The following is a 21,472-nucleotide window of genomic DNA, read 5'->3' on the forward strand; positions in this document are numbered from 1 at the left end:
AGAGAATTTCATGGCTCGCAAAATCAGCTATCAGCAGGCAATCAACGAAGCCCTGGCCCAGGAAATGCGCCGGGACCAGAGCGTGTTCATTATCGGCCAGGATGTCTCCGGCGGCACCGGTTCCCCCGGCGAGCAGGACGCCTGGGGCGGTGTGCTGGGGGTGACCAAGGGCCTGTACCCGGAGTTTCCGGACCGGGTACTCGATGCGCCGTTGTCCGAAGTCGGCTACGTCGGCATGGCCGTCGGCGCCGCCACCCGTGGCATGCGCCCGGTGTGCGAATTGATGTTCGTCGACTTTATCGGCTGCTGCCTCGACCAGTTGCTCAACCAGGCCGCCAAGTTTCGCTACATGTTCGGCGGCAAGACCACCACGCCGCTGGTGGTGCGCGCCATGTACGGTGCCGGCCTGCGCGCCGCCGCCCAGCATTCGCAGATGCTCACCTCGATGTGGACGCACATTCCCGGGCTCAAGGTGGTGTGCCCGGCCACGCCCTATGACGCCAAGGGCATGCTGATCCAGGCGATCCGCGACAACGACCCGGTGATCTTCCTCGAACACAAGATGCTCTACAGCCTCCAAGGTGAGGTGCCGGAAGAGCTGTACACCGTGCCCTTCGGCGAAGCCAACTTTGTGCGCGAAGGCCGCGACGTGACCCTGGTGACCTACGGCCGCATGGTGCATATCGCCCTGGAAGCCGCGGCCAACCTGGCACGCCAGGGCATCGACTGCGAAGTGCTGGACCTGCGCACCACCAGCCCGCTGGACGAAGACAGCATCCTCGAGAGCGTGGAGAAAACCGGGCGCCTGGTGGTGATCGATGAGTCCAACCCGCGCTGTTCCATCGCCACCGACATCAGTGCGTTGGTAGCCCAGCAGGGCTTCTCGTTCCTGCGTGCGCCGATCGAGATGGTCACCGCGCCGCACACGCCGGTGCCGTTTTCCGATGCGCTGGAAGACCTGTACATCCCCAACGCCGCGAAGATCGAGGCCGCCGTGCTGAAGATCGCCGACAAGAGGAACGCCGCATGATCCATACCTTGACCATGCCCAAGTGGGGGCTGTCGATGACCGAAGGCCGCATCGACGTCTGGCTCAAGCAGCCCGGCGACCGGGTGGAGAAGGGCGAGGAAGTGCTGGACGTCGAGACCGACAAGATCTCCAGCAGCGTCGAGGCGCCGTTCAGCGGTGTGTTGCGCCGCGTGCTGGCGCTGAGCGACGAGACCTTGCCGGTGGGCGCGCTGCTGGGGGTCGTGGTGGAAGGCGAGGCCAGCGAGGCGGAGATCGATGCGGTGATCGAAAGCTTCAACGCCGGGTTCGTCTCAAGCAGCGCCGAAGCCGAAGCCACCGGGCCGAGTGCGCAGAAGGTCGAGGTGGGCGGGCGTTTGCTGCGCTATCTCGACCTGGGCGAGGGCGGCACGCCGCTGATGCTGGTGCATGGCTTTGGCGGCGACTTGAACAACTGGCTGTTCAACCAACCGGCCCTGGCCGCCGAGCGCCGGGTGATCGCCCTGGACCTGCCGGGGCATGGCGAGTCGGGCAAGCATCTGCAAACCGGTGACGCCGAAGAGCTGAGCCAGGCCGTGCTGGCCTTGCTCGATCACCTCAAGCTCGACCGCGTGCACCTGGCCGGGCACTCCATGGGCGGCTTGGTCAGCCTGACGGTCGCCCGTCAGGCTCCGGCGCGCGTTGCCTCGCTGACCCTGATCGCCAGCGCCGGGCTGGGGGCGGATATCAACGGCGATTATCTGCAAGGTTTCACCGAAGCCAACAACCGCAACGCGCTCAAGCCGCAACTGGTGCAACTGTTCAGCGACCCGGCGCTGGTGACGCGGCAGATGCTGGAGGACATGCTCAAGTTCAAGCGGTTGGAAGGGGTGGACCAGGCGCTTCGTCAGCTCAATGCCCAGTTGTTCGAGGGTGGGCGCCAGCGCCTGGATTTGCGCAACGTAGTGGGGGAGCAACCGAGCCTGGTGATCTGGGGCAGTGACGATGCAATCATCCCGGCCGACCATGCCCAGGGGTTGGAGGCCCAGGTGGAGATTCTGCCGGGGCAGGGGCATATGGTGCAGTTGGAGGCGGCGGAACGGGTTAACCAACTAATCTCAACCTTCCTGAAATCCCAGTCTTGAAATGCAATTCCATGTGGGAGGGGGCTTGCCCCCGATTGCGGTAGTTCAGATACAGAGATGTTGACTGAGCCATCGCCATCGGGGGCAAGCCCCTCCCACATTTTCAGATGCATTTCAGATTGAGCGCTTCAGGGTTTCGCTGGGCAGTTCCTTGAACAACGCTCGATAGCTGTTGGAGAACCGCCCCAAATGCCAGAACGACCAGTTCATGGCCACCTCGGCCACGGTCGTTCCGGCACCGCTCAACAATTCCCGCCTTGCCCCGTTCAACCGGCGCAGGCGCAACCACTGCGCCGGGCTCATCCCGGTGTAGGTCTTGAACCCTTGCTGCAACTGGCGCAGCGGTACGCCGGCAATCCGCGCCAGTTCCAACAGGTTGACGGTTTCGTCCGGCGCATCCGCCGCCCACTCGCCTATGCGCGCCATCAAGCGGCGTTCTTCACTGCGCTTTTGCAATGAGCTTCGGTCCAGGCACACGCAGGCGTTGTCGAGGATGAACAGGCAGTCGTCGAGCAACTGCCGGGTGAGGGACACCGGGTCGATGTCCGTGGACAAGCGCGTCAGGGTGCCACTGAGCCAACGGCTGAACAGCGCGTTCTGCTGGCAGGCCAGCGGCGCCATGAACAGGCCTTCCAGTGTGGCCACGTCAAGGCCATGGTGCTGCACGAACTGCGGGCCGAACACCACCGCCACTTCGCGGTAGTTTTCCGGGGTGATCCAGGTGTTGCGGCTTTCGCCATTGAGCAGATACAGCGCGTTGTCGCTGCCATCGAAACAGAACGCCAGCGCGCCCGGCGGTGCGTTGAAGTGCTGCTCCACACGGGTGTTCATGCTCTCTTCGTACACCTGCACACCGTGCAGGTCGAGGTAGCGGACGCGCCCGGCGAAATGCCCCGGGGACATCTGCTGGTATTGCTGCACCCAGCCGGGTGTCGCACGGCATTGGGTGGCCACATCAGCGGTGGTGAAGGCCTGTACGCGCAAAGCGGTTGCCTGGGTCATGGGGGATCCGTGCGCACTCTATTGGTGCGCTGTGGGGCGTGCAAAGTGGATAGATGGCCTGTGAAGGCTGGCCCAAGATAGACCTCAATGCGCCGCGAGTACAAGGCGGCGCAGCACCCACCCCATGACGAGGTCCTTATGAACGCCCCCTTCGATCAGCTGTACACCTGGCTGAAAGAACACAAGATTACCGAAGTCGAATGCGTGATCAGTGATTTGACTGGCATCGCACGCGGCAAGATTGCGCCCACCAACAAGTTCCTGCATGAGCGAGGCATGCGCCTGCCGGAAAGTGTATTGCTGCAAACGGTAACCGGGGACTTTGTCGACGACGAGATCTACTACGACCTGCTGGACCCGGCCGATATCGATATGGTCTGCCGCCCGGTGGCCAACGCGACCTACGTGGTGCCGTGGGCCATCGAGCCTACCGCGATTGTGATCCACGACACCTTCGACAAGCATGGCAACCCCATCGAACTGTCGCCGCGCAACGTGCTGAAGAAAGTCCTGCAGCTCTACACCGACCGGGGCTGGCAGCCGATTGTCGCGCCGGAAATGGAGTTCTACCTGACCCAGCGCTGCGAAGACCCGGACCTGCCGCTGAAAACCCCGATTGGCCGCTCCGGCCGTGCGGAAACCGGGCGCCAGTCGTTCTCCATCGATGCGGCCAACGAGTTCGACCCGCTGTTCGAAGACGTCTACGACTGGTGCGAAGCCCAGGGCCTGGACCTCGATACGCTGATCCATGAAGACGGCCCGGCGCAGATGGAAATCAACTTCCGCCACGGCGATGCCCTCGACCTGGCCGACCAGATCACCGTGTTCAAGCGCACCCTGCGCGAAGCCGCGCTCAAGCACAATGTGGCCGCCACCTTCATGGCCAAGCCGGTGGCCGACGAGCCGGGCAGCGCCATGCACCTGCACCAGAGCGTGGTGGATATCGCCACAGGCAAGCCGGTGTTCGTCGACGCCGACGGCAACATGAGCCCGCTGTTCCTGCACCATATCGGCGGCCTGCAGAAGTACATCCCCAAGCTGTTGCCGATGTTCGCGCCCAACGTGAATTCGTTCCGCCGCTTCCTGCCGGATACCTCGGCGCCGGTCAATGTGGAGTGGGGCGAAGAAAACCGTACCGTCGGCCTGCGCGTGCCCACCTCGAGCCCGGATGCGACGCGCGTGGAAAACCGCCTGCCGGGCGCCGATGCCAATCCCTACCTGGCCATTGCCGCCAGCCTGCTGTGTGGCTACCTGGGGATGATCGAACAGATCGAACCCAGCGCCCCGGTAGAAGGCCGCGCCTATGAGCGCCGCAACCTGCGCCTGCCGTTCACCCTCGAAGACGCCCTGGCGCGGATGGAGGACTGCGACACGGTCAAGCAGTACCTGGGCGACAAGTTCGTGCGCGGCTACGTCGCGGTCAAGCGCGCCGAGCACGAGAATTTCAAGCGGGTGATCAGTTCCTGGGAGCGCGAGTTCCTGCTGTTGAGCGTCTAAAAAACACAAAAGGGGTGTCGATATGCGTCTTGTGAACAAGCTTCTTCCGCTGGCCCTGGTGGCCGCGTTCAGCGGTGCCGGCCAAGCCGCGCCGACGGTGAGCGTCTACAACTGGACCGACTACATCGGCGAGACCACCCTGGCGGATTTCCAGGCCAAAACCGGCATCAAGGTGATCTACGACGTGTTCGATTCCAACGAAACCCTGGAGGGCAAGTTGCTCGCCGGTCGCACCGGCTATGACGTGGTGGTGCCGTCCAACCACTTCCTGGCGCGCCAGGTAAAGGCCGGCGCGTTCCTCAAGCTCGACCGTTCGCAGTTACCCAACTTCAAGAACCTCGACCCCAAGCTGCTCAAGCTGCTGGAGAAAAACGACCCGGGCAATGCGCACTCGGTGCCGTACCTGTGGGGTACCAACGGCATCGGCTACAACGTCGACAAGGTCAAGCAGGTGTTGGGCATCGACCATATCGATTCATGGGCGGTGCTGTTCGAGCCGGAAAATCTCAAGAAGCTCAACCAGTGCGGCGTGGCCTTCCTCGACTCGGCGGATGAGCTGTTCCCGGCGATCCTCAACTACATGGGCAAGGACCCGCGCAGCGAGAACCCCGAGGACTACCAGCAGGCCGAGGCCAAGCTGTTGACGCTGCGGCCGTACATCACCTACTTCCATTCCTCCAAGTACATTTCGGACCTGGCCAACGGCGATATCTGCGTGGCGTTCGGCTATTCCGGCGATGTATTCCAGGCGGCCAACCGCGCCAAGGAAGCCAGGAACGGCGTGAATATCGCCTACTCGATTCCCAAGGAAGGCTCCAACCTGTGGTTCGACCTGCTGGCGATCCCGGCCGATGCGAGTCACCCGAAAGAGGCCCATGCCTTCATTAACTACCTGCTCGACCCTGAAGTGATCGCCAAGGTCAGCGCCTCGGTCGGCTACGCCAATGCCAACCCGGCGGCGAAGGCGTTCATGGCCCCTGAACTGGTGAACAACCCCGAGGTGTACCCGTCCCAGGCCGTGCTCGACAAACTCTATATTTCCACCACGCCGACCCCGGCGACCATGCGCCTGATGACGCGCGCCTGGAGCAAAGTGAAGACCAACAAATGACCCCATCCAGCGACCACGCCCGTTCCTACTACCTTGCCTCGGCGAATGCCATGCCGGAGCGCCCGGCACTGGGCGCCGACCTGAGCGCCGATGTGTGTGTGATCGGCGCTGGTTTTACCGGGGTCAACACCGCTATCGAACTGGCCCAACGCGGGCTCTCGGTGATCCTGCTGGAGGCCCGGCGTATCGGCTGGGGCGCCAGCGGGCGCAACGGCGGGCAGTTGATTCGCGGGATCGGCCACGATGTGTCGGGGTTCGCCAAGTACGTGGGCGAGGAGGGCGTGCGTTACCTGGAACGGGCCGGGATCGAGTCGGTGGCCCTGGTGGGCGAGCGCATTCGCGAGCACGGGATCGACTGCGACTTGCGCTGGGGGTTTGCCGAGCTGGCCAACACCCCTGCACAGTTCGCTGCGTTCAAGGGCGAGCAGGACAGCCTGGCGCGCCTGGGTTATGTGCATGAAACCCGCCTGGTGGGCCCGCAGGACATCCGCGACGTGGTGGATTCGACGCAGTATGCCGGCGCCTTGGTGGACATGGGCTCCGGGCACCTGCACCCGCTGAACCTGGTGCTCGGCGAGGCGCAGGTGGCCGAGTCCCTTGGGGTGCGGATCTTTGAGCACACCGAAGTGCTGGAACTGATCCACGGCGACACGGTGCAGGTGCGTTGCGCTGGCGGCACGGTACGGGCCGCCAGCCTGGTACTGGCCTGCAATGCCCATCTGGAAGAACTGGAACCGCGCCTGAGCGGCAAGGTGCTGCCGGCTGGCAGCTACATCATCGCCACCGAGCCGCTGTCGGTTGCACAGGCCAATCAGTTGATCCCGCAGAACCTGGCGCTGTGCGACCAGAAAGTCGGCCTGGATTACTACCGGTTGTCCGCTGACTGTCGCCTGTTGTTCGGCGGCGCCTGCCATTACTCGGGGCGCGATCCCAAAGACATCGCGGCCTATATGCAGCCCAAGATGCTCAAGGTGTTCCCGCAATTGGCCGACACCGCCATCGCGTTCCAGTGGGGCGGCAGGATCGGCATCACCGCCAATCGCTTCCCCCAGGTCGGGCGGCTCAAGCAATACCCGAATGTGTTCTACGCCCAGGGCTATTCCGGGCATGGGCTCAACGTGACCCACTGGTGCGCGCGGCTGCTGGCCGAAGGCATACACGCGGGCCACAGCCAGGGCCTGGATGTGTTCAGCCAGGTGCCGCACATGACCTTTCCCGGCGGCAAGGCGTTGCGCTCGCCGCTGCTGGCGTTGGGAATGGCGTGGCATCGCTTGCGGGAATTGATGCATTGAAGTCCGGGGCGTGGCAGGCTGTGCACGACGTTTTCCTACGACTTTTGGAGATTTAGCGTGCCAACAGCATCTGCAGTGATTGAAATCCCGGTATCGGCCGAGACGGTCTGGCACTTGGTGGGTGGCTTCAACAGCCTGCCGGACTGGCTTCCGTTTATCGCCAAGAGCGAGCCTGGTGAAGGTGGCCGCGTGCGCCATCTGACGACCGCCGACGGCGGTGTGATCGTCGAGCGTTTGCAGACCTTCGATAACGTCGGGCGTACTTACAGCTACACCATTGAAGAGTCGCCGTTTCCGGTGAGTGCTTACCTGGCGACGTTGCAGGTTGAGGCGCTGACGGAGTCGTCGGCGAAGGTGACGTGGTCCGGTGTGTTTACCCCGGCGGCGGGTACCACGGAGGCGGCGGTGGAAGAGCTGTTTGCCGGGGTTTACAAAGGCGGGGTCGAGGCGTTGCGCGCCAACTTCTGAGACGATCTACCCGGCAATGCAAGACTCATGTGGGAGGGGGCAAGCCCCTCCCAGATTGACCGAGGTGAACTCAGGCTTCGGGCATCAGTTGCTGGCGACACTCCAGCACCAGGCGCGCGCCGCCTTGCTCGCTGGTGCCCACTTCCAGCTTGAACCCATGCAAGTTGATGATCGCGGCCACAATCGACAGGCCCAACCCAAACCCGCCTTGCTGGTCGCCTTCATCCACCCGATAAAAGCGCTGGAACACCGCATCGCGTTCCGCCGCCGGTATGCCGGGCCCGGAGTCGTGCACTTCGATGCGCGTGCTGCCGGCATCGTTGAGTCCCCGCAGGATCACTGCGCCGCCCGCTGGAGAGAACTTGATGGAGTTGCTCAGCAGGTTGGCCAGGGCTTCGAACAACAGGGCGCGGTCGCCGGTGATCCATGGCAGGGACTCGGGGACTTCGAGTCGCAACTGCAATTCGCCTTCCTCGGCCAGGGGCAGGTAGAAGTCATGCAACTCGCGCAGCAGCGGCAGCGGGTCCATCACCAGGAAACCGGAACGGCGCTGGTGGTCTTCCAGCTCAGAGATACGCAGCAGCCCGCGAAAGCGCGCCATCAGGGTGTCGGTCTCGGCGATGGCATCGTCCAGTTTCACCGCGTAGCCGGAGTCCTGCTCGGCCTCCTGGCGGATGCGGTAGAGCTGCGCGCGCAGGCGGGTCAATGGGGTGCGCAGGTCGTGGGCGATGTTGTCGCACACGCCCTTGACCTCGTTCATCAGTTTCTCGATGCGGTCGAGCATGGCGTTGACGATGGCCGCGAGCATGTCCAGTTCGTCACGCCGGTTGGACAGCGGCAAGCGGTGGGTGAGGTCGCCGGCGACGATGGCTTCGGCGCTGGCCTGGATCCCGCGGATCCGGCGCAGCGGGCGGCGGCGCAACAGATGCCAGCCGGCGGCGCCGGGGATAATGGTCAGGGACAGCGCCCACAGCAGGGCATGCCAGATGATCCGTGTCACACCGAACAGCGAGCCATTGGCGCGCACCAGTACCAGCCAGCGGCCGTCGTCGGTATGGCTGGCGACGGCGTCGCAGCTGTCCTTGGGCAGTTTGGGGTCGTCGGAGTCGACGCAATTGGCCAGGGTGTGGATCTTGCCGTCCAGCGGCAGGTCGGAGGGAATCGCGCGGATCGGCCCGCTCAAGGGGCGGAACTGCTCATCGAACAGGCCGTAGGCGTCCACGCCCTTCATGTCGAAGGTCATGCTGGTGGTCAACGCTTCCACCAGTTCTTCGCCGTCGAAGCGCTGGAACAGGTGCTGGCGTTGCATCAGCGAATGGCGCGACAGGTCACTCAGGTAACCCGAGACCTCGTAATACAGCACCCCCATGAGGATGCAGCTCCAGGCCACGAACAACGAACTGTAGAGCGCCAGCAAGCGGCTGCTGGATGAACGCCAGCCCTTAGAGGGGTTCAGCAATGACATAACCGGAACCTCGTACCGTGCGGATCAGCGGCGGGAGGCCCGGTGGATCGATTTTCTTGCGCAGGCGGCCGATGTGCACGTCGATCAGGTTGGTGCCCGGGTCGAAGTGATAACCCCAGACTTCCTCGAAGATCATCATCCGCGACAGGATCTGGCCGGTGTTGCGCATCAGGAATTCCAGCAGTTTGTATTCGGTGGGCAGCAGGCTCAGGGGCTGGTCGGCGCGGCTGGCTTCGCGGCTGATCAGGTTCAGTTCCAGGTCGGCCACGCGCAGGGCGGTTTCGAACTCCTTGACCGTGCTTTTGCGGCGCAGCAGCACTTCGACACGAGCGGCCATTTCGTCCGAGGCGAAAGGCTTGGTCAGGTAGTCATCACCGCCGGCGCGCAGGCCACGCACGCGCTCGTCGACGTCGGAGAGGGCACTGATCATCAGGATCGGCGTCGATACGCCGATGGTGCGCAGGGTGGTGACGATGGCCAGGCCATCGAGTTCCGGCAGCATGCGGTCGAGGGTGATCAGATCGTAATCACCACTCACGGCACGGACCAGGCCTTCGCGGCCGTTGTCCACCCAATCTACGTCCAGTCCATGGCTACTCAGCTCGGCGACGATCTCGCGGGCCGTTACGGCGTCATCCTCGATGGTCAAAATGCGGGTCATAGGATTACCTGGTGAGCGATTCACACTAGAAGTGAGGGCATTTTGCCAAGAAATGGCTGAACGCTTCCTAAATAAAACTTCATGTTGGCAAAACTGACACAACTTTCATGGCGAGTACCGGCCGGGGAGCAATCTCCTCCCCCAGGGAATGCATTACGCCCGCCTGCACCAGCCATTTCTTGCAAGTTGCATGGTTCAGGCAAGTTCAATTTACTTAACCTGTTGAAATTCAAAGGATTTAATTTTTAGCGCGACTGGCATGCTGCCTGCACTGTCCCTTTTGAGACTTGTAACACTATTTTTCCTGCCGGGAGCACCATAACAATGATCACATCGTCATCCACGCTGCAAGAGTCGAGCGCGCGCTCCGGGGTTTCCTGGGGGGCTATCTTTGCCGGGGCCGCTGCGGCGGCTGCGTTATCCCTGATTCTGGTATTGCTGGGCTTCGGCCTGGGTTTCTCGGCGGTATCGCCGTGGGCCGACAGCGGCATCAGCGCCAAGGGGCTTGGCATTTCCACGATTGTCTGGCTGGCCTTTACCCAGATCGTCGCGTCCGGATTGGGTGGTTATATCGCCGGCCGGCTGCGGGTGAAGTGGGCCAATATGCATGGCGATGAGGTGTACTTTCGCGACACCGCCCATGGTTTCCTGGCCTGGGCCGTCGCCACGCTGATCACTGCCGTGCTGGTGGTCGGTTCGGTCAGCAGTGTCGTCACCGGCGGCGTGAAAGCCGGTGCCAGCGTGGCAGCCGGTGCGGCCAGCGGTATCACCCAGGCCGCAGGCGGCGCAGCCAAAGGCGCCAACGGTGGCGATTTTGACTACTACGTCGACAGCCTGTTTCGTGATGATCGCCCGGTTGCCGTCAGTGATGACGCTGCCCATGGCGTGGTTGCGCGCATTTTCACCCGCACCCTGAGCAATGACGGCCAACTCGCCGCTGAAGACCGTGCCTACCTGGCCCAGTTGATCAGCCAGCGCACCAACCTCAGCCAGGCCGATGCCGAAGCGCGTATCGACAAAGTCTACGGCGATGCGCGTAAAGCGGTGGAAGACGCCAAGCTCAAGGCCAAGCAAGCTGCAGAAACGGCCGCGAAAGTCGCCGCCTATACCTCGCTGTGGACCTTTGTCGCCCTGTTGATCGGCGCTTTCTTTGCCAGTTTCGCTGCAACCTTTGGTGGCCGTCGCCGCGATGCCGTGGTGTACGTCGAAACCGAAACCTACGTTCGTTAATTCAAGGAGAACACCATGCGCTCATTACTTCTGTGGTTCCTCGGCGTGCCGATCCCGGTGATCATCCTGATCGCAATTTTCATGCACTGATCCCGAGCTCAGCTCGGCCTGATGTGGGAGGGGACAAGTTCCTTCCCACATTTGGGTTTGTGGAGTGTCAGCCAGGTTGCTGCCAACAGTGCGCTGGCAACGGCGGTCATGATCACCAGCGGCTGCGACGTACCGTCGGACAGCAGCCCGGTGGCCCAACTGCTCACGGCAGTGAGGAACATCTGGGTAAAGAAGAACAACCCCGATGCGGTTCCCGCAATCGCACCGTACGGCTGCAACACCGACAGTTGGCACGCCGGAATCACCATCCCCACCGATACCATGATCACCACCATCGGCAGCACGATCGCCAGCCATTGCCCCGGCATGGCGGTGGTGGCCGCTGCAAGTATCACACTGCCCAGCACGTTCAAGCCGATAGCGGCATGGATCAAACGGTCCGGCTCGAAGCGCCGCACCAGCCTGCGGAACAGGTTTGCGCCGAGCATGTAGCCGCTGATGGTGGCCGCGAACACCAGTGCATAGGCCGTGGCCGACAGGTGAAAACCCCGCTGCAGCAGCGCCGACGACTCACTGATAAACGGGAAATAGGTGCTGTACACACAGCCGATCGCCAGGGAATAGCGCAGGAAATAGCGGTCGCGCAGTAACTGGCCGTAGAGGCGCAGCAGGTTGCCCGGCGGCGCGGCGGCGACATCGGCCGGGCGGGTTTCGGGCAGGCGGCGGTACACCACCAGGTAGAGCACTGCACCGATCACGCCGAGCAGTACAAACAGGCCGCGCCAGTCGATGAAGGGCAACATCAGGCTGCCCAGCACCGGCGCGGCCATCGGGGACACGGCCATGGCCATGGAAATCAGGCCGAGCAGGCGCGCCTGTTCATCGCGGTCGAAATAGTCGCGCACGATCACCCGACCGATCACCGTGGTGCAGCATCCGCCCAGGGCCTGGAACAGGCGGGCGATGATCAGCACACCGATGCTGTCGGCCAGGGCGCAGGCCACGGTAGCCAGCACGTACAGAAACAGTCCCGCCAGCAATACGGGACGGCGGCCGAAACGGTCGGTCAACGGGCCGCTGATCAGCAGGGAGATCGCTGAACCGAAGGTGTACAGCGTGAGGGTCAGTTGCAACTGGCTGTCGCTGGTCTGGAAGTAGTCGGCCATGGCGGGCAGGGCAGGCAGGTGCATGTCCAGGGTGATACGTGGCAGGCCGATCAGCACGGTCAGCAGTATCAGCCAGAACCACGGGGAGAGGGCGCGTTGCGTCATGGGAGGCTTCTGTGCAAGGAGTAGAGCCCGGACTCTAGCGGCTTTGTGGTTTAATCCTCAGGGCCGCTTGTGGCAAAAATGATTGGACCACTATGAGCCGAGGAAAAACTCCTTCCGCCCTGGACCTGCCGCGCCCCGACAGCTTGGACATGGGAAAGCAGCAGGGTGCCTACGAGGCCCTGCGTGCAGCGATCCTGAACCGACAGCTGCCGGCGGGCAGTCGCTTGCCGTCCACCCGCAGCCTCGCCGAACGCTGGCAATTATCCCGTGGCACCCTGGAGGCGGCATTCGACCGCCTGCACGGCGAGGGCTATGTGCAGCGCGTGGCCGGCTCCGGTACGCGGGTGTGTGCGGTGATCCCCGAGCAATTCATTGCCGCACCTGCACCACGCGCGATGCCTCGTCGCGAAGTGGCGGTTGATCGCCCCGAGTCCGGCGTGCAGAGCCATGTGCCTTTTGTCGCGCGGCGCCCGGACGCCAGCCTGTTTGATCTGAAGGCCTGGGCCCGCTGTATTTCCCGGGGACTGCTATCGGCAGGGCCGGGGGCGCTGGAAGCGGGCCATCCCGCCGGGCTGCCGGAACTGCGCGCGCACATCGCCGACTACCTGCGCAGCTATCGCGGCATGCACTGCGAGGCGGATGAAGTGATCGTCACCAGCGGCATTCGTCACGCCCTTGACCTGATCGCGCGCACGCTGCTCAAGCCCGGTGACACCGCCTGCGTCGAAGATCCAGGCTATCCACCCGCGCGCCGCCTGTTCGGGCTGGCGGGGGCGCAGGTCCAGGCGATTGCGGTCACGGCCGAAGGGCTGGATACCGCGCAACTCCCTGACACGGCGCGCCTGGCCTACGTCACCCCGGCCCACCAGGCACCGCTGGGCATGACCCTGTCGGTGTCGCGCCGCCTGGCGCTGCTGGACTGGGCTGCCCGTGCCGAGGCCTGGGTGGTGGAAGACGACTACGACAGCGAATACAACTACCACAGCGCACCGCTGGCGGCGCTCAAATCCCTGGACGCCCATGACCGGGTGATCTACTGCGGCAGCTTCAACAAAAACCTGTTCCCCGGTTTGCGCGTCGGCTTCATGGTGGTGCCCAAGGCACTGCGCGCGGCCTTGCTGCGCACCCTGCAACTCACCGGGCAGTCGGTGGGCGCCAGCGATCAGTCGGGGTTGCTGGAGTTTCTCGGCAGCGGCGCTTTCGTGCGCCACTTGCGGGCTTCGCGCCAGGCCTATCAGGCGCGGCGCGATGTGTTGCTCGACTGCCTTGGAGCGCACTGTACGATCAGTGGGCAACAGGCTGGCCTGCACTTTGTATTGTGGTTGCCGAGCGGTGTCGAGGAGGGCGAGTTCTGTTCCCGTGCTGCTGCCGTCGGGTTGACGTTACAGCCCCTGGGCACGTTCTGCGTCGAGGCGATCCTGCCGCCGGCGGTCATCATCGGCTACACCGCGTTGACCCTGGCGCAGATCCGCTTTCATGGGCGCGCGTTAGCCCAATTACTGCCGGTCAGTCATCAAACCCGACCTGCTCGTGAATCTCATCCACCTTCAACTCCAGCCGGTACGCCACGGCAATAAACAACGCCTGGCACAGGCACAAGGTGGCGCTCAACGAACGGAAGGCAAACGACGAGCCTTCATTCACCAGCAGCACCGCGTTGGCCCGCTTGGCCAGGGGCGATAGGTTGCTGTCGGTGATGATCAGGGTCTTGGCCTGATGGTGCTGGGCGATCCGCAGGCAGTGCTGGGTCTCTTTGCCGTAGGGCGTGAAGCTGATGGCGATCACCAGGTCATTGGCACGCACGCTGCGCATCTGCTCGCGATAGCTGCCGCCCAGGCCGGAGATCAGGTGAATACGCTTGTTGGTGTGCTGCAGGTTGTAGACCAGGTAATCGGCCACCGCGAATGAACGGCGCACGCCGACCACGTAGATGTTGTCGGCGTTGACCACCAGGTCCACGGCCTTGTCGAAAGCCACGTCATCGAGCTCCAGCCCCAGGCGCTCGATACCCGACAGGGTTGCATTGACGCACTCGCGGGCCAGGTCGCCGCCGCTGGCTTTCTGCGACTTGTTGGCGATCATGCTGCGGATGCGCTGCTGGTAGTTCTGCACCGGTGTGGTCTTGTGGGTGTAGGCCTCGCGAAACAGCGCCTGCATCTCACTGAACCCACTGAAGCCGAAACGCTGGGAAAACCGCACGATCGCCGAAGGGTGCACTTCGCATTCGCGGGCGATGTCGCTGATGCGGTCGACCATGATCCGGTCGCTCTGCTGGCTCATGTAGCTGGCGATGCGCTTGAGCTGGCGCGGCAGGCTTTCGTATTCGTCGGTGATCAGCTGCAACAGGCGTTCGGCGTTGATCGGAGGGCTGGCGATGGTGTCTTCCAGGGTGGTCTCGGGATCGGTGCGGGACATGGGCAATCCTTCTGGCGTGTTCTTCTGATGCGCTGATGGGTGGCGCAAGTCTACAGGGTAGGCGCAAAAAAATACCCCGGCATCACGGCCCGCGTGGCCTGCTGAAACGATGCACGGCGGCTGGCGTGCGCCTATGCTGACGTATTGGAAAAAATATTCCACTAAAAATAATTATGGAATAAATATTGATTGCTGCCGCCGGACGTTCTAGTCTGCTCCCACCAAGAGCGTTTGCCGTCGCCACGGCGGCACAACGCAGGCTGATAAAAATAACAGGAGCCAGCATGGGCCAGACTCGTTTTGCCAGTGGGCGTCAATTGGATCTGATTTGCCTCGGGCGCCTGGGCGTCGACCTCTACGCACAGCAAGTAGGTGCGCGGCTTGAGGACGTGTCCAGCTTCGCCAAATACCTCGGCGGTTCGTCCGCCAATATCGCGTTCGGCACTGCCCGGCTGGGGCTCAAGTCGGCGATGTTGAGCCGGGTGGGGGACGACCATATGGGCCGTTTCCTGGTGGAATCCCTGGCCCGCGAAGGCTGCGATGTCAGCGGCATCAAGGTCGACCCGGAACGCCTCACCGCCATGGTGCTGCTGGGCCTCAAGGACCGCGAAACCTTCCCGCTGGTGTTCTACCGCGAAAACTGCGCCGACATGGCCCTGCGCGCCGAAGACGTCAACGAAGCCTTTATTGCCTCGAGCAAGGCCTTGCTGATCACCGGCACGCATTTCTCCACCGACGGCGTGTACAAGGCCAGCCTCCAGGCCCTGGACTATGCGGCCAAGCACAACGTCAAGCGCGTGCTGGATATCGACTACCGCCCCGTGTTGTGGGGCCTGGCGGGCAAGGCCGACGGCGAAACCCGGTTTGTCGCCGACCAGAACGTCAGCCAGCATGTGCAGAAAATCCTGCCGCGTTTCGACCTGATCGTCGGCACCGAAGAAGAATTCCTGATCGCCGGCGGCAGCGAAGATCTGCTCACCGCCCTGCGCACCGTGCGTGACCTGACCCCGGCGACCCTGGTGGTCAAGCTCGGCCCGCAAGGCTGCACGGTGATCCACGGCGCGATTCCGGCGCGCCTGGAAGAGGGCGCCATCTACCCTGGCGTGCGGGTTGAAGTGCTTAACGTGCTGGGCGCCGGCGATGCCTTTATGTCGGGTTTTCTCAGCGGCTGGATCAATGACGCCAGCGATGAGCGTTGCAGCCAGTTGGCCAATGCCTGTGGCGGTCTCGTGGTCTCGCGCCACGCCTGTGCGCCGGCCATGCCGACCCCGGCCGAACTGGATTACCTGTTCAACAGCCCGGTGCCGATCACCCGGCCTGACCAGGACGCGACCCTGCAACGCCTGCACCGCGTCACCGTGCCGCGCAAGGCCTGGAAGCAGCTGTTCATCTTTGCCTTCGATCACCGCTGGCAACTGGTGGACCTGGCGCAACGCGGCGGCCAGGACCTGACCCGGATCAGCGAGATCAAGCAGCTGTTTATCCAGGCCATCGAACGCGTGGAGAAAAAGCTCGCCGAGCAGGGCGTCGAGGCCGATGTGGGCCTGTTGGCCGACCAGCGCTTCGGCCAGGACGCGCTCAATGCCGCCAGCGGGCGCGGCTGGTGGATCGCGCGTCCGGTGGAAGTGCAGAACTCGCGGCCCCTGGCGTTCGAACATGGCCGCTCGATCGGCAGCAACCTGATTGCCTGGCCCCAGGAACAGATCATCAAGTGCCTGGTGCAATACCACCCCGACGACGAGCCCCTGTTGCGCCTGGAACAGGAAGCGCAGCTCAAGGCGGTGTACGAGGCGTCGGTGACCAGCGGCCATGAACTGCTGCTGGAGGTCATCCCGCCCAAGGATCATCCGTCCACATACCCGGACGTGCTCTACCGCAGCCTCAAGCGCCTGTACAACCTGGGCATCTACCCGGCGTGGTGGAAGATCGAGGCACAGTCGGCCGAGGACTGGAAAAAGCTCGACGAACTGATCCAGGAACGCGACCCGTACTGCCGTGGCGTGGTGTTGCTGGGCCTGAATGCCTCGGCCGAATGCCTGGCCGCCGGCTTCCAGCAAGCCAGCCAGAGCAGCACCTGCCGTGGGTTTGCCGTGGGCCGCACGATCTTCCAGGAACCGAGCCGTTTGTGGATGGCGGGGGAGATCGATGACGAGACGTTGATCCAGCAGGTCCAGGCGACCTTTGAGCAGTTGATCAACGCCTGGCGCAGTGCCCGAGGCTGAACCCAGTTCTTAATTTGAAATGCAATCCAATGTGGGAGGGGCAGTGCGACGATTCGACTTGCCCCCGATGGCGGTGGTGCAGTTACAACAGTGTTGCCTGACACTTCGCTATCGGGGGCAAGCCCCCTCCCACAGAAAGCAGAAAGCAGATCTCAGTGATACCTGAAAATAATAAAGGTGCAGCCATGCCCGCAATCCGAATTGGCATCAACCCGATCTCCTGGAGCAACGACGACCTTCCGGCCCTCGGCGGTGAAACCCCGCTGAGCACCGCCCTGAGCGAAGGCAAGGAAATCGGCTACGAAGGTTTCGAGCTCAACGGCAAATTCCCCAAGGACGCCAAGGGCGTCGGCGACGTCTTGCGCCCCTATGACCTGGCGCTGGTCTCTGGCTGGTACTCCAGTCGCCTGGCCCGTGGCTCGGTGGCTGAAGAAATCGAGGCCATCGCCGGCCATGTCGAACTGCTGAAACAAAACGGCGCCAAGGTGCTGGTGTACGGCGAGGTGGCCGATTCGATCCAGGGTTCGCGCATTCGCCTGATCGAGCGCCCACGTTTCCACAGCGAACAGGCTTGGCAGGACTACGCCGACAAGCTCACCGAGCTGGCGCGTTTCACCCTGTCCCAGGGCGTGCGCCTTGCCTACCACCACCATATGGGTGCGTACGTCGAATCGCCTGAAGACATCGATCAGTTGATGGGCCGTACCGGGCCGGAAGTCGGCCTGCTGTTCGATTCGGGCCACTGCTACATGGGCGGCGGCGAACCCATCGAGGTGTTGCGCAAGCATATCGACCGCGTCTGCCACGTGCATTTCAAGGACGTGCGCAAAGCCGTGGTGCAACTGGCGCGCAACCAGATGTGGAGCTTCCCCGATTGCATCGTCAACGGCACCTTCACCGTGCCCGGTGACGGCGATATCGATTTTGCCGAGTTGCTCGATGTGCTGCTGGCCGCGAAATACGCGGGCTGGCTGGTGGTGGAAGCCGAGCAGGACCCGGCCGTGGCGCCCAGCTACGTCTATGCGAAAAAGGGCTATGACACATTGCGTGCGCTTCTCGATGAGAGGACCCAACCATGAGCTTGCTGGTAAAAAGCAATAAACGTGGGCAGACCATGGTCGCCCTGGAAGAGGGCCGCCTGGAATACGTAGGCTTTGCCGCCTACCGTTTGAGCCTGGGTGAAACCCTGCCGGTCACCGCCGGCGATAAAGAGCTGTGCCTGGTGCTGCTCAGCGGCCGGGTGACTATCGAAGGCGAGGGCTTCAACTGGCAGAACCTCGGTGATCGCCAGTCGGTGTTCGAGGACAAATCGCCGTTCGCCGCCTATCTGCCGCCGGGTACCGATGCCCAGGTCACCGCGTTAAGCGACGTGCAGATTGCCGTGTGCGCCGCACCGGGTGCGCCGGGTTTCGAGCCACGCCTGATCCGCCCCGAACAGTGCAAGCGCAGCGTCCGCGGCAAAGGCGCCAATACCCGTTACGTGTGCGACATCCTGCCGGATACCGACCCGGCCCATTCGCTGCTGGTGGTGGAGGTGCGCACGCCGTCCGGGCATTCGTCGAGCTACCCGCCGCACAAGCACGACACCGACGACCTGCCGCACCAGAGCTTTCTCGAAGAGACCTACTATCACCAGATCAACCCGCCCCAGGGCTTTGTGTTCCAGCGGGTGTACACCGACGACCGCAGCATCGACCAGGCCATGGCCGTGGAAAACAGCGACCTGGTGGTGGTGCCCAAGGGCTATCACCCGGTCAGCGTGCCGTATGGCTACGAGTCTTACTACCTGAACGTGATGGCCGGCCCCAAACGCGCCTGGCATTTCCACAACGACCCGCAGCACAGTTGGCTGCTGGACCTTTGAACGGTGTTGGACGGAGAACAACAATGAAGTCGCCTCTACGCTTTGCCCTCAACCGTATGGTCGCGCCCAACCTGTCCCTGCCGGATTTCATCCAGCTGGCCGTGGCCTTGAAATGCGATGCCATCGAGATTCGCAACGACCTCAAGGATCGCCAGATCGAATACGGCGCCCCGGCCGGCCGCGTGCGCGAATTGTGCTTGGCCCAGGGCATCACGGTGCTGTCGATCAACGCGCTGTACCCCTTTGACGTGTGGAATGACGAGCGCCGCGCCCAGGCGATAGCGCTCGCCACCTATGCCCGCGAATGTGGTGCGCAAGGCTTGGTGATGTGCCCGTTCAACGAACCCGGCGACACCCGCAACGAAGCCCAGCGCGCCGCCGGTTTGCGCACCGCGTTGAGCCAACTGGCGCCGATCCTGCGCGAGTACGGGATTCTCGGGTTTATCGAGCCCCTGGGCTTTGAAGAATGTGCCATGCGCCGCAAGCGCGTGGCGGTGGATGCGATCCAGTCCATCGGCGGCCTGGATGTATTCCGCCTGGTGCACGACACCTTCCACCACCACCTGGCCAGCGAGCATGAGTTCTTCCCGGAGCTGACCGGGCTGGTGCATATCTCCGGCGTGGAAGACGCCCAGGCGCCGCTCAATTCGATCCGCGACGGCCACCGCGTGCTGGTGGGCGAGGGCGATATCCTCGGCAATACCGCGCAGATCGACACCTTGCTCAGCAGCGGTTACAGCGGCTACCTGTCGTTCGAACCGTTTGCGACAAGCGTGCACGAGCTGGCGGATATCCAGCAGGCCTTGGGGGCAAGCATCGCCCACCTGCAGAAACGATAAGGGGCGCGACATGACCACCACCCGACTGACCATGGCCCAGGCCCTGGTAAAGTTTTTGGACAACCAGTACATCGAAGTCGATGGCGTGCAGAGCAAGTTCGTCGCCGGCGTGTTCACCATTTTCGGCCACGGCAACGTGCTGGGCCTGGGCCAGGCCCTGGAGCAGGACAGCGGCGACCTGGTGGTGCATCAGGGTCGTAACGAGCAGGGCATGGCCCATGCCGCCATCGGTTTTGCCAAGCAGCACCTGCGTCGCAAGATCTACGCCTGCACCGCCTCCGTTGGCCCAGGTGCGGCGAATATGCTCACCGCTGCGGCGACCGCCACCGCCAACCGTATCCCGTTGCTGTTGCTGCCCGGCGATGTCTACGCCAGCCGCCAGCCTGACCCGGTGCTGCAACAGATCGAGCAGTTCCACGACCTCAGCATCAGCACCAACGATGCCTTCCGCTCCGTGAGCAAATACTGGGACCGCATCAACCGCCCCGAGCAACTGATGACGGCGGCGATTCATGCCATGCGCGTGCTCACCGACCCCGCCGAAACCGGCGCGGTGACCCTGGCGCTGCCCCAGGACGTGCAGGCCGAGGCCTGGGACTACCCCGATTACTTCCTGCAAAAACGCGTGCACCGTATCGACCGCCGCCCGGCCACCGCCGCGATGACCAGCGATGGGGTGGCGGCTTTCCGGGGCAAGCGCAAGCCGCTGATCATCTGCGGTGGCGGCGTGAAGTACTCTGGTGCGAATGCTGCCTTGCAAGCCTTTGCCGAGCGCTTTGATATTCCTTTCGCCGAAACCCAGGCGGGCAAGAGCGCGGTGGTCTCCAGCCATCCACTGAACGTGGGCGGCATCGGCGAAACCGGCTGCCTGGCCGCCAACCTGTTGGCGCCCGAGGCCGACCTGATCATCGGCATCGGCACCCGTTACACCGACTTCACCACCTCGTCGAAGTCGCTGTTCAAGCATGCCGAGGTGAAGTTTCTCAACCTCAATATCAGCCCCTGCGACGCCTTGAAACTCGACGGCGTGCAGGTGCTGGCCGACGCCAAGGTCGCCCTCGAAGCGCTGGCCGATGCCCTTGGTGATTACCGTTCCGGCTGGGGCGAGCAGATCGCCGACGCCAAGGCGCAGCTGGACGCCGAAGTGGACCGTGTGCATCAGGTCGAGTACCACGGCGATGATTTCGTACCGGAAGTCGACGACCACCTGGACCGCGCCGTGCTGCGTGAATTTATCGAACTGACCGGCTCGTGCCTGACCCAGAGCCGGGTGCTCGGCGTCCTCAACCAGACCCTGGCCGACGACGCGATCATTGTCGCCGCGGCCGGCAGCCTGCCCGGCGACCTGCAGCGTGCCTGGCGCAGCAAGGGCGTCAACACCTACCACGTCGAGTACGGTTATTCGTGCATGGGCTATGAGATCAACGCCGCCCTCGGCGTGAAGCTCGCCGAACCGACCAAGGAGGTCTATGCCCTGGTCGGCGATGGCTCCTACATGATGCTGCACTCGGAGCTGGCCACCTCGATCCAGGAACGCCGCAAGATCAACGTGGTGCTGCTCGACAACATGGCCTTCGGTTGCATCAACAACCTGCAGATCGGCAACGGCATGGACAGCTTCGGCACCGAGTTCCGCTACCGCAACCCCGAGAGCGGCAAGCTCGACGGCGGCCTGGTGCCGGTGGATTTCGCCATGAGTGCGGCGGCCTATGGCTGCAAGACCTACAAGGTCAGCACGGTGGAGCAGCTGGAAGCGGCCCTGGCCGATGCGCGCACGCAAAGCATCTCGACCCTGATCGACATCAAGGTGTTGCCCAAGACCATGGTCCACGGCTACCTGTCGTGGTGGCGGGTGGGGGTGGCGCAGGTGTCCACCAGCGAGCGCACCAACGCGGCGGCGAAAAAACTCAATGAACACCTGGCCAAGGCCCGGCAGTACTAATAACAAGAGGAG

The 21,472-nt window shown here is 63.2% G+C and carries 18 protein-coding genes; 13 read left to right on the forward strand and 5 right to left on the reverse strand.

The window, feature by feature from the left end; all coding sequences use genetic code 11:
- Positions 1-10: 10 nt before the first annotated feature.
- On the forward strand, positions 11-1,030 hold the full coding sequence (locus BLQ09_RS15830) for an alpha-ketoacid dehydrogenase subunit beta (RefSeq protein WP_027606544.1): 1,020 nt from the start codon (positions 11-13) through the stop codon (positions 1,028-1,030).
- Positions 1,027-2,130 carry an acetoin dehydrogenase dihydrolipoyllysine-residue acetyltransferase subunit gene (locus BLQ09_RS15835; RefSeq protein WP_027606543.1) on the forward strand — a complete coding sequence of 368 codons (1,104 nt, stop codon included), beginning with the start codon at positions 1,027-1,029 and terminating at the stop codon, positions 2,128-2,130. Before BLQ09_RS15830 ends, BLQ09_RS15835 begins: the two co-directional genes overlap by 4 nt.
- Positions 2,131-2,244: 114 nt before the next feature.
- Here BLQ09_RS15835 and BLQ09_RS15840 read toward each other — a convergent pair whose 3' ends face one another.
- Positions 2,245-3,132, reverse strand: a complete 888-nt coding sequence (locus BLQ09_RS15840; RefSeq protein ID WP_027606542.1) for a helix-turn-helix domain-containing protein — start codon at positions 3,130-3,132, stop codon at positions 2,245-2,247.
- A 138-nt stretch (positions 3,133-3,270) separates the two neighbouring features.
- Here BLQ09_RS15840 and BLQ09_RS15845 point away from each other — a divergent pair, with 138 nt between their 5' ends.
- The 4 genes from BLQ09_RS15845 to BLQ09_RS15860 are packed head-to-tail and all read left to right on the forward strand — an operon-like array spanning position 3,271 to position 7,500.
- On the forward strand, positions 3,271-4,629 hold the full coding sequence (locus BLQ09_RS15845) for a glutamine synthetase family protein (RefSeq protein ID WP_027606541.1): 1,359 nt from the start codon (positions 3,271-3,273) through the stop codon (positions 4,627-4,629).
- Between the two features lie 22 nt (positions 4,630-4,651).
- Positions 4,652-5,740 carry a polyamine ABC transporter substrate-binding protein gene (locus BLQ09_RS15850; protein WP_027606540.1) on the forward strand — a complete coding sequence of 363 codons (1,089 nt, stop codon included), beginning with the start codon at positions 4,652-4,654 and terminating at the stop codon, positions 5,738-5,740.
- Complete coding sequence (locus tag BLQ09_RS15855) at positions 5,737-7,032, forward strand: NAD(P)/FAD-dependent oxidoreductase (RefSeq protein ID WP_027606539.1); 1,296 nt, start codon at positions 5,737-5,739, stop codon at positions 7,030-7,032. Before BLQ09_RS15850 ends, BLQ09_RS15855 begins: the two co-directional genes overlap by 4 nt.
- 57 nt (positions 7,033-7,089) lie before the next feature.
- Positions 7,090-7,500 (forward strand): SRPBCC family protein, encoded by a 411-nt coding sequence (locus BLQ09_RS15860; protein ID WP_027606538.1) that lies wholly within the window; start codon positions 7,090-7,092, stop codon positions 7,498-7,500.
- 70 nt (positions 7,501-7,570) lie between these two features.
- On the opposite strand, the gene BLQ09_RS15865 is transcribed toward BLQ09_RS15860, so the two are convergent.
- Entirely contained in the window at positions 7,571-8,965 is a 1,395-nt protein-coding gene (locus tag BLQ09_RS15865) for a sensor histidine kinase (RefSeq protein WP_027606537.1), read from the reverse strand.
- Positions 8,943-9,626, reverse strand: coding sequence for a response regulator transcription factor (locus BLQ09_RS15870; protein ID WP_027606536.1), 684 nt, complete (start codon positions 9,624-9,626; stop codon positions 8,943-8,945). The genes BLQ09_RS15865 and BLQ09_RS15870 overlap by 23 nt, the downstream gene beginning before the upstream one ends.
- Before the next feature lie 324 nt (positions 9,627-9,950).
- Here BLQ09_RS15870 and BLQ09_RS15875 point away from each other — a divergent pair, with 324 nt between their 5' ends.
- Complete coding sequence (locus BLQ09_RS15875) at positions 9,951-10,856, forward strand: hypothetical protein (protein WP_027606535.1); 906 nt, start codon at positions 9,951-9,953, stop codon at positions 10,854-10,856.
- Positions 10,857-10,954: 98 nt separating this feature from the next.
- Here the strand turns inward: BLQ09_RS15875 and BLQ09_RS15880 are convergent, their stop codons facing one another.
- Positions 10,955-12,178 (reverse strand): multidrug effflux MFS transporter, encoded by a 1,224-nt coding sequence (locus BLQ09_RS15880; protein ID WP_043293615.1) that lies wholly within the window; start codon positions 12,176-12,178, stop codon positions 10,955-10,957.
- Between the two features lie 92 nt (positions 12,179-12,270).
- Between BLQ09_RS15880 and BLQ09_RS15885 the strand changes: the two genes are divergently transcribed.
- Positions 12,271-13,755, forward strand: coding sequence for a MocR-like pyridoxine biosynthesis transcription factor PdxR (locus BLQ09_RS15885; protein ID WP_027606534.1), 1,485 nt, complete (start codon positions 12,271-12,273; stop codon positions 13,753-13,755).
- Here the strand turns inward: BLQ09_RS15885 and BLQ09_RS15890 are convergent.
- The gene (locus BLQ09_RS15890) at positions 13,685-14,593 is read right to left on the reverse strand and encodes a MurR/RpiR family transcriptional regulator (RefSeq protein ID WP_010211026.1); all 909 of its coding nucleotides are present in this window, start codon (positions 14,591-14,593) and stop codon (positions 13,685-13,687) included. The genes BLQ09_RS15885 and BLQ09_RS15890 overlap by 71 nt on opposite strands.
- A 284-nt stretch (positions 14,594-14,877) precedes the next feature.
- Between BLQ09_RS15890 and iolC the strand changes: the two genes are divergently transcribed.
- From iolC to iolD, 5 genes are all read left to right on the forward strand, one after another.
- A complete protein-coding gene (gene iolC / locus BLQ09_RS15895; RefSeq protein ID WP_027606533.1) occupies positions 14,878-16,815 on the forward strand; it encodes a bifunctional 5-dehydro-2-deoxygluconokinase/5-dehydro-2-deoxyphosphogluconate aldolase in 1,938 nt (645 codons plus the stop codon).
- A 185-nt stretch (positions 16,816-17,000) separates the two neighbouring features.
- Complete coding sequence (iolE, locus tag BLQ09_RS15900) at positions 17,001-17,894, forward strand: myo-inosose-2 dehydratase (protein WP_027606532.1); 894 nt, start codon at positions 17,001-17,003, stop codon at positions 17,892-17,894.
- Complete coding sequence (gene iolB / locus BLQ09_RS15905; RefSeq protein ID WP_027606531.1) at positions 17,891-18,679, forward strand: 5-deoxy-glucuronate isomerase; 789 nt, start codon at positions 17,891-17,893, stop codon at positions 18,677-18,679. Before iolE ends, iolB begins: the two co-directional genes overlap by 4 nt.
- Before the next feature lie 23 nt (positions 18,680-18,702).
- On the forward strand, positions 18,703-19,518 hold the full coding sequence (locus BLQ09_RS15910; RefSeq protein ID WP_027606530.1) for a TIM barrel protein: 816 nt from the start codon (positions 18,703-18,705) through the stop codon (positions 19,516-19,518).
- Between the two features lie 10 nt (positions 19,519-19,528).
- Positions 19,529-21,460 carry a 3D-(3,5/4)-trihydroxycyclohexane-1,2-dione acylhydrolase (decyclizing) gene (gene iolD, locus BLQ09_RS15915; RefSeq protein ID WP_027606529.1) on the forward strand — a complete coding sequence of 644 codons (1,932 nt, stop codon included), beginning with the start codon at positions 19,529-19,531 and terminating at the stop codon, positions 21,458-21,460.
- Positions 21,461-21,472 lie beyond the last annotated feature (12 nt).

This window comes from Pseudomonas sp. NFACC25 (assembly GCF_900100935.1).
Taxonomy (GTDB): Bacteria; Pseudomonadota; Gammaproteobacteria; order Pseudomonadales; family Pseudomonadaceae; genus Aquipseudomonas; species Aquipseudomonas marginalis.

What these genes read in the sequence shown, in the direction of transcription:
- BLQ09_RS15845 (WP_027606541.1), top strand. Translation starts at nt 3,271, where the DNA reads ATGAACGCCCCCTTCGATCAGCTGTACACCTGGCTGAAAGAACACAAG.
- BLQ09_RS15910 (WP_027606530.1), top strand. Translation starts at nt 18,703, where the DNA reads ATGAAGTCGCCTCTACGCTTTGCCCTCAACCGTATGGTCGCGCCCAAC.
- iolD (WP_027606529.1), top strand. Translation starts at nt 19,529, where the DNA reads ATGACCACCACCCGACTGACCATGGCCCAGGCCCTGGTAAAGTTTTTG.
- iolE (WP_027606532.1), top strand. Translation starts at nt 17,001, where the DNA reads ATGCCCGCAATCCGAATTGGCATCAACCCGATCTCCTGGAGCAACGAC.
- BLQ09_RS15840 (WP_027606542.1), bottom strand. Translation starts at nt 3,132, where the DNA reads ATGACCCAGGCAACCGCTTTGCGCGTACAGGCCTTCACCACCGCTGAT.
- BLQ09_RS15835 (WP_027606543.1), top strand. Translation starts at nt 1,027, where the DNA reads ATGATCCATACCTTGACCATGCCCAAGTGGGGGCTGTCGATGACCGAA.
- iolB (WP_027606531.1), top strand. Translation starts at nt 17,891, where the DNA reads ATGAGCTTGCTGGTAAAAAGCAATAAACGTGGGCAGACCATGGTCGCC.
- BLQ09_RS15870 (WP_027606536.1), bottom strand. Translation starts at nt 9,626, where the DNA reads ATGACCCGCATTTTGACCATCGAGGATGACGCCGTAACGGCCCGCGAG.
- BLQ09_RS15875 (WP_027606535.1), top strand. Translation starts at nt 9,951, where the DNA reads ATGATCACATCGTCATCCACGCTGCAAGAGTCGAGCGCGCGCTCCGGG.
- BLQ09_RS15855 (WP_027606539.1), top strand. Translation starts at nt 5,737, where the DNA reads ATGACCCCATCCAGCGACCACGCCCGTTCCTACTACCTTGCCTCGGCG.
- BLQ09_RS15885 (WP_027606534.1), top strand. Translation starts at nt 12,271, where the DNA reads ATGAGCCGAGGAAAAACTCCTTCCGCCCTGGACCTGCCGCGCCCCGAC.
- BLQ09_RS15830 (WP_027606544.1), top strand. Translation starts at nt 11, where the DNA reads ATGGCTCGCAAAATCAGCTATCAGCAGGCAATCAACGAAGCCCTGGCC.
- BLQ09_RS15890 (WP_010211026.1), bottom strand. Translation starts at nt 14,593, where the DNA reads ATGTCCCGCACCGATCCCGAGACCACCCTGGAAGACACCATCGCCAGC.
- BLQ09_RS15880 (WP_043293615.1), bottom strand. Translation starts at nt 12,178, where the DNA reads ATGACGCAACGCGCCCTCTCCCCGTGGTTCTGGCTGATACTGCTGACC.
- BLQ09_RS15850 (WP_027606540.1), top strand. Translation starts at nt 4,652, where the DNA reads ATGCGTCTTGTGAACAAGCTTCTTCCGCTGGCCCTGGTGGCCGCGTTC.
- iolC (WP_027606533.1), top strand. Translation starts at nt 14,878, where the DNA reads ATGGGCCAGACTCGTTTTGCCAGTGGGCGTCAATTGGATCTGATTTGC.
- BLQ09_RS15865 (WP_027606537.1), bottom strand. Translation starts at nt 8,965, where the DNA reads ATGTCATTGCTGAACCCCTCTAAGGGCTGGCGTTCATCCAGCAGCCGC.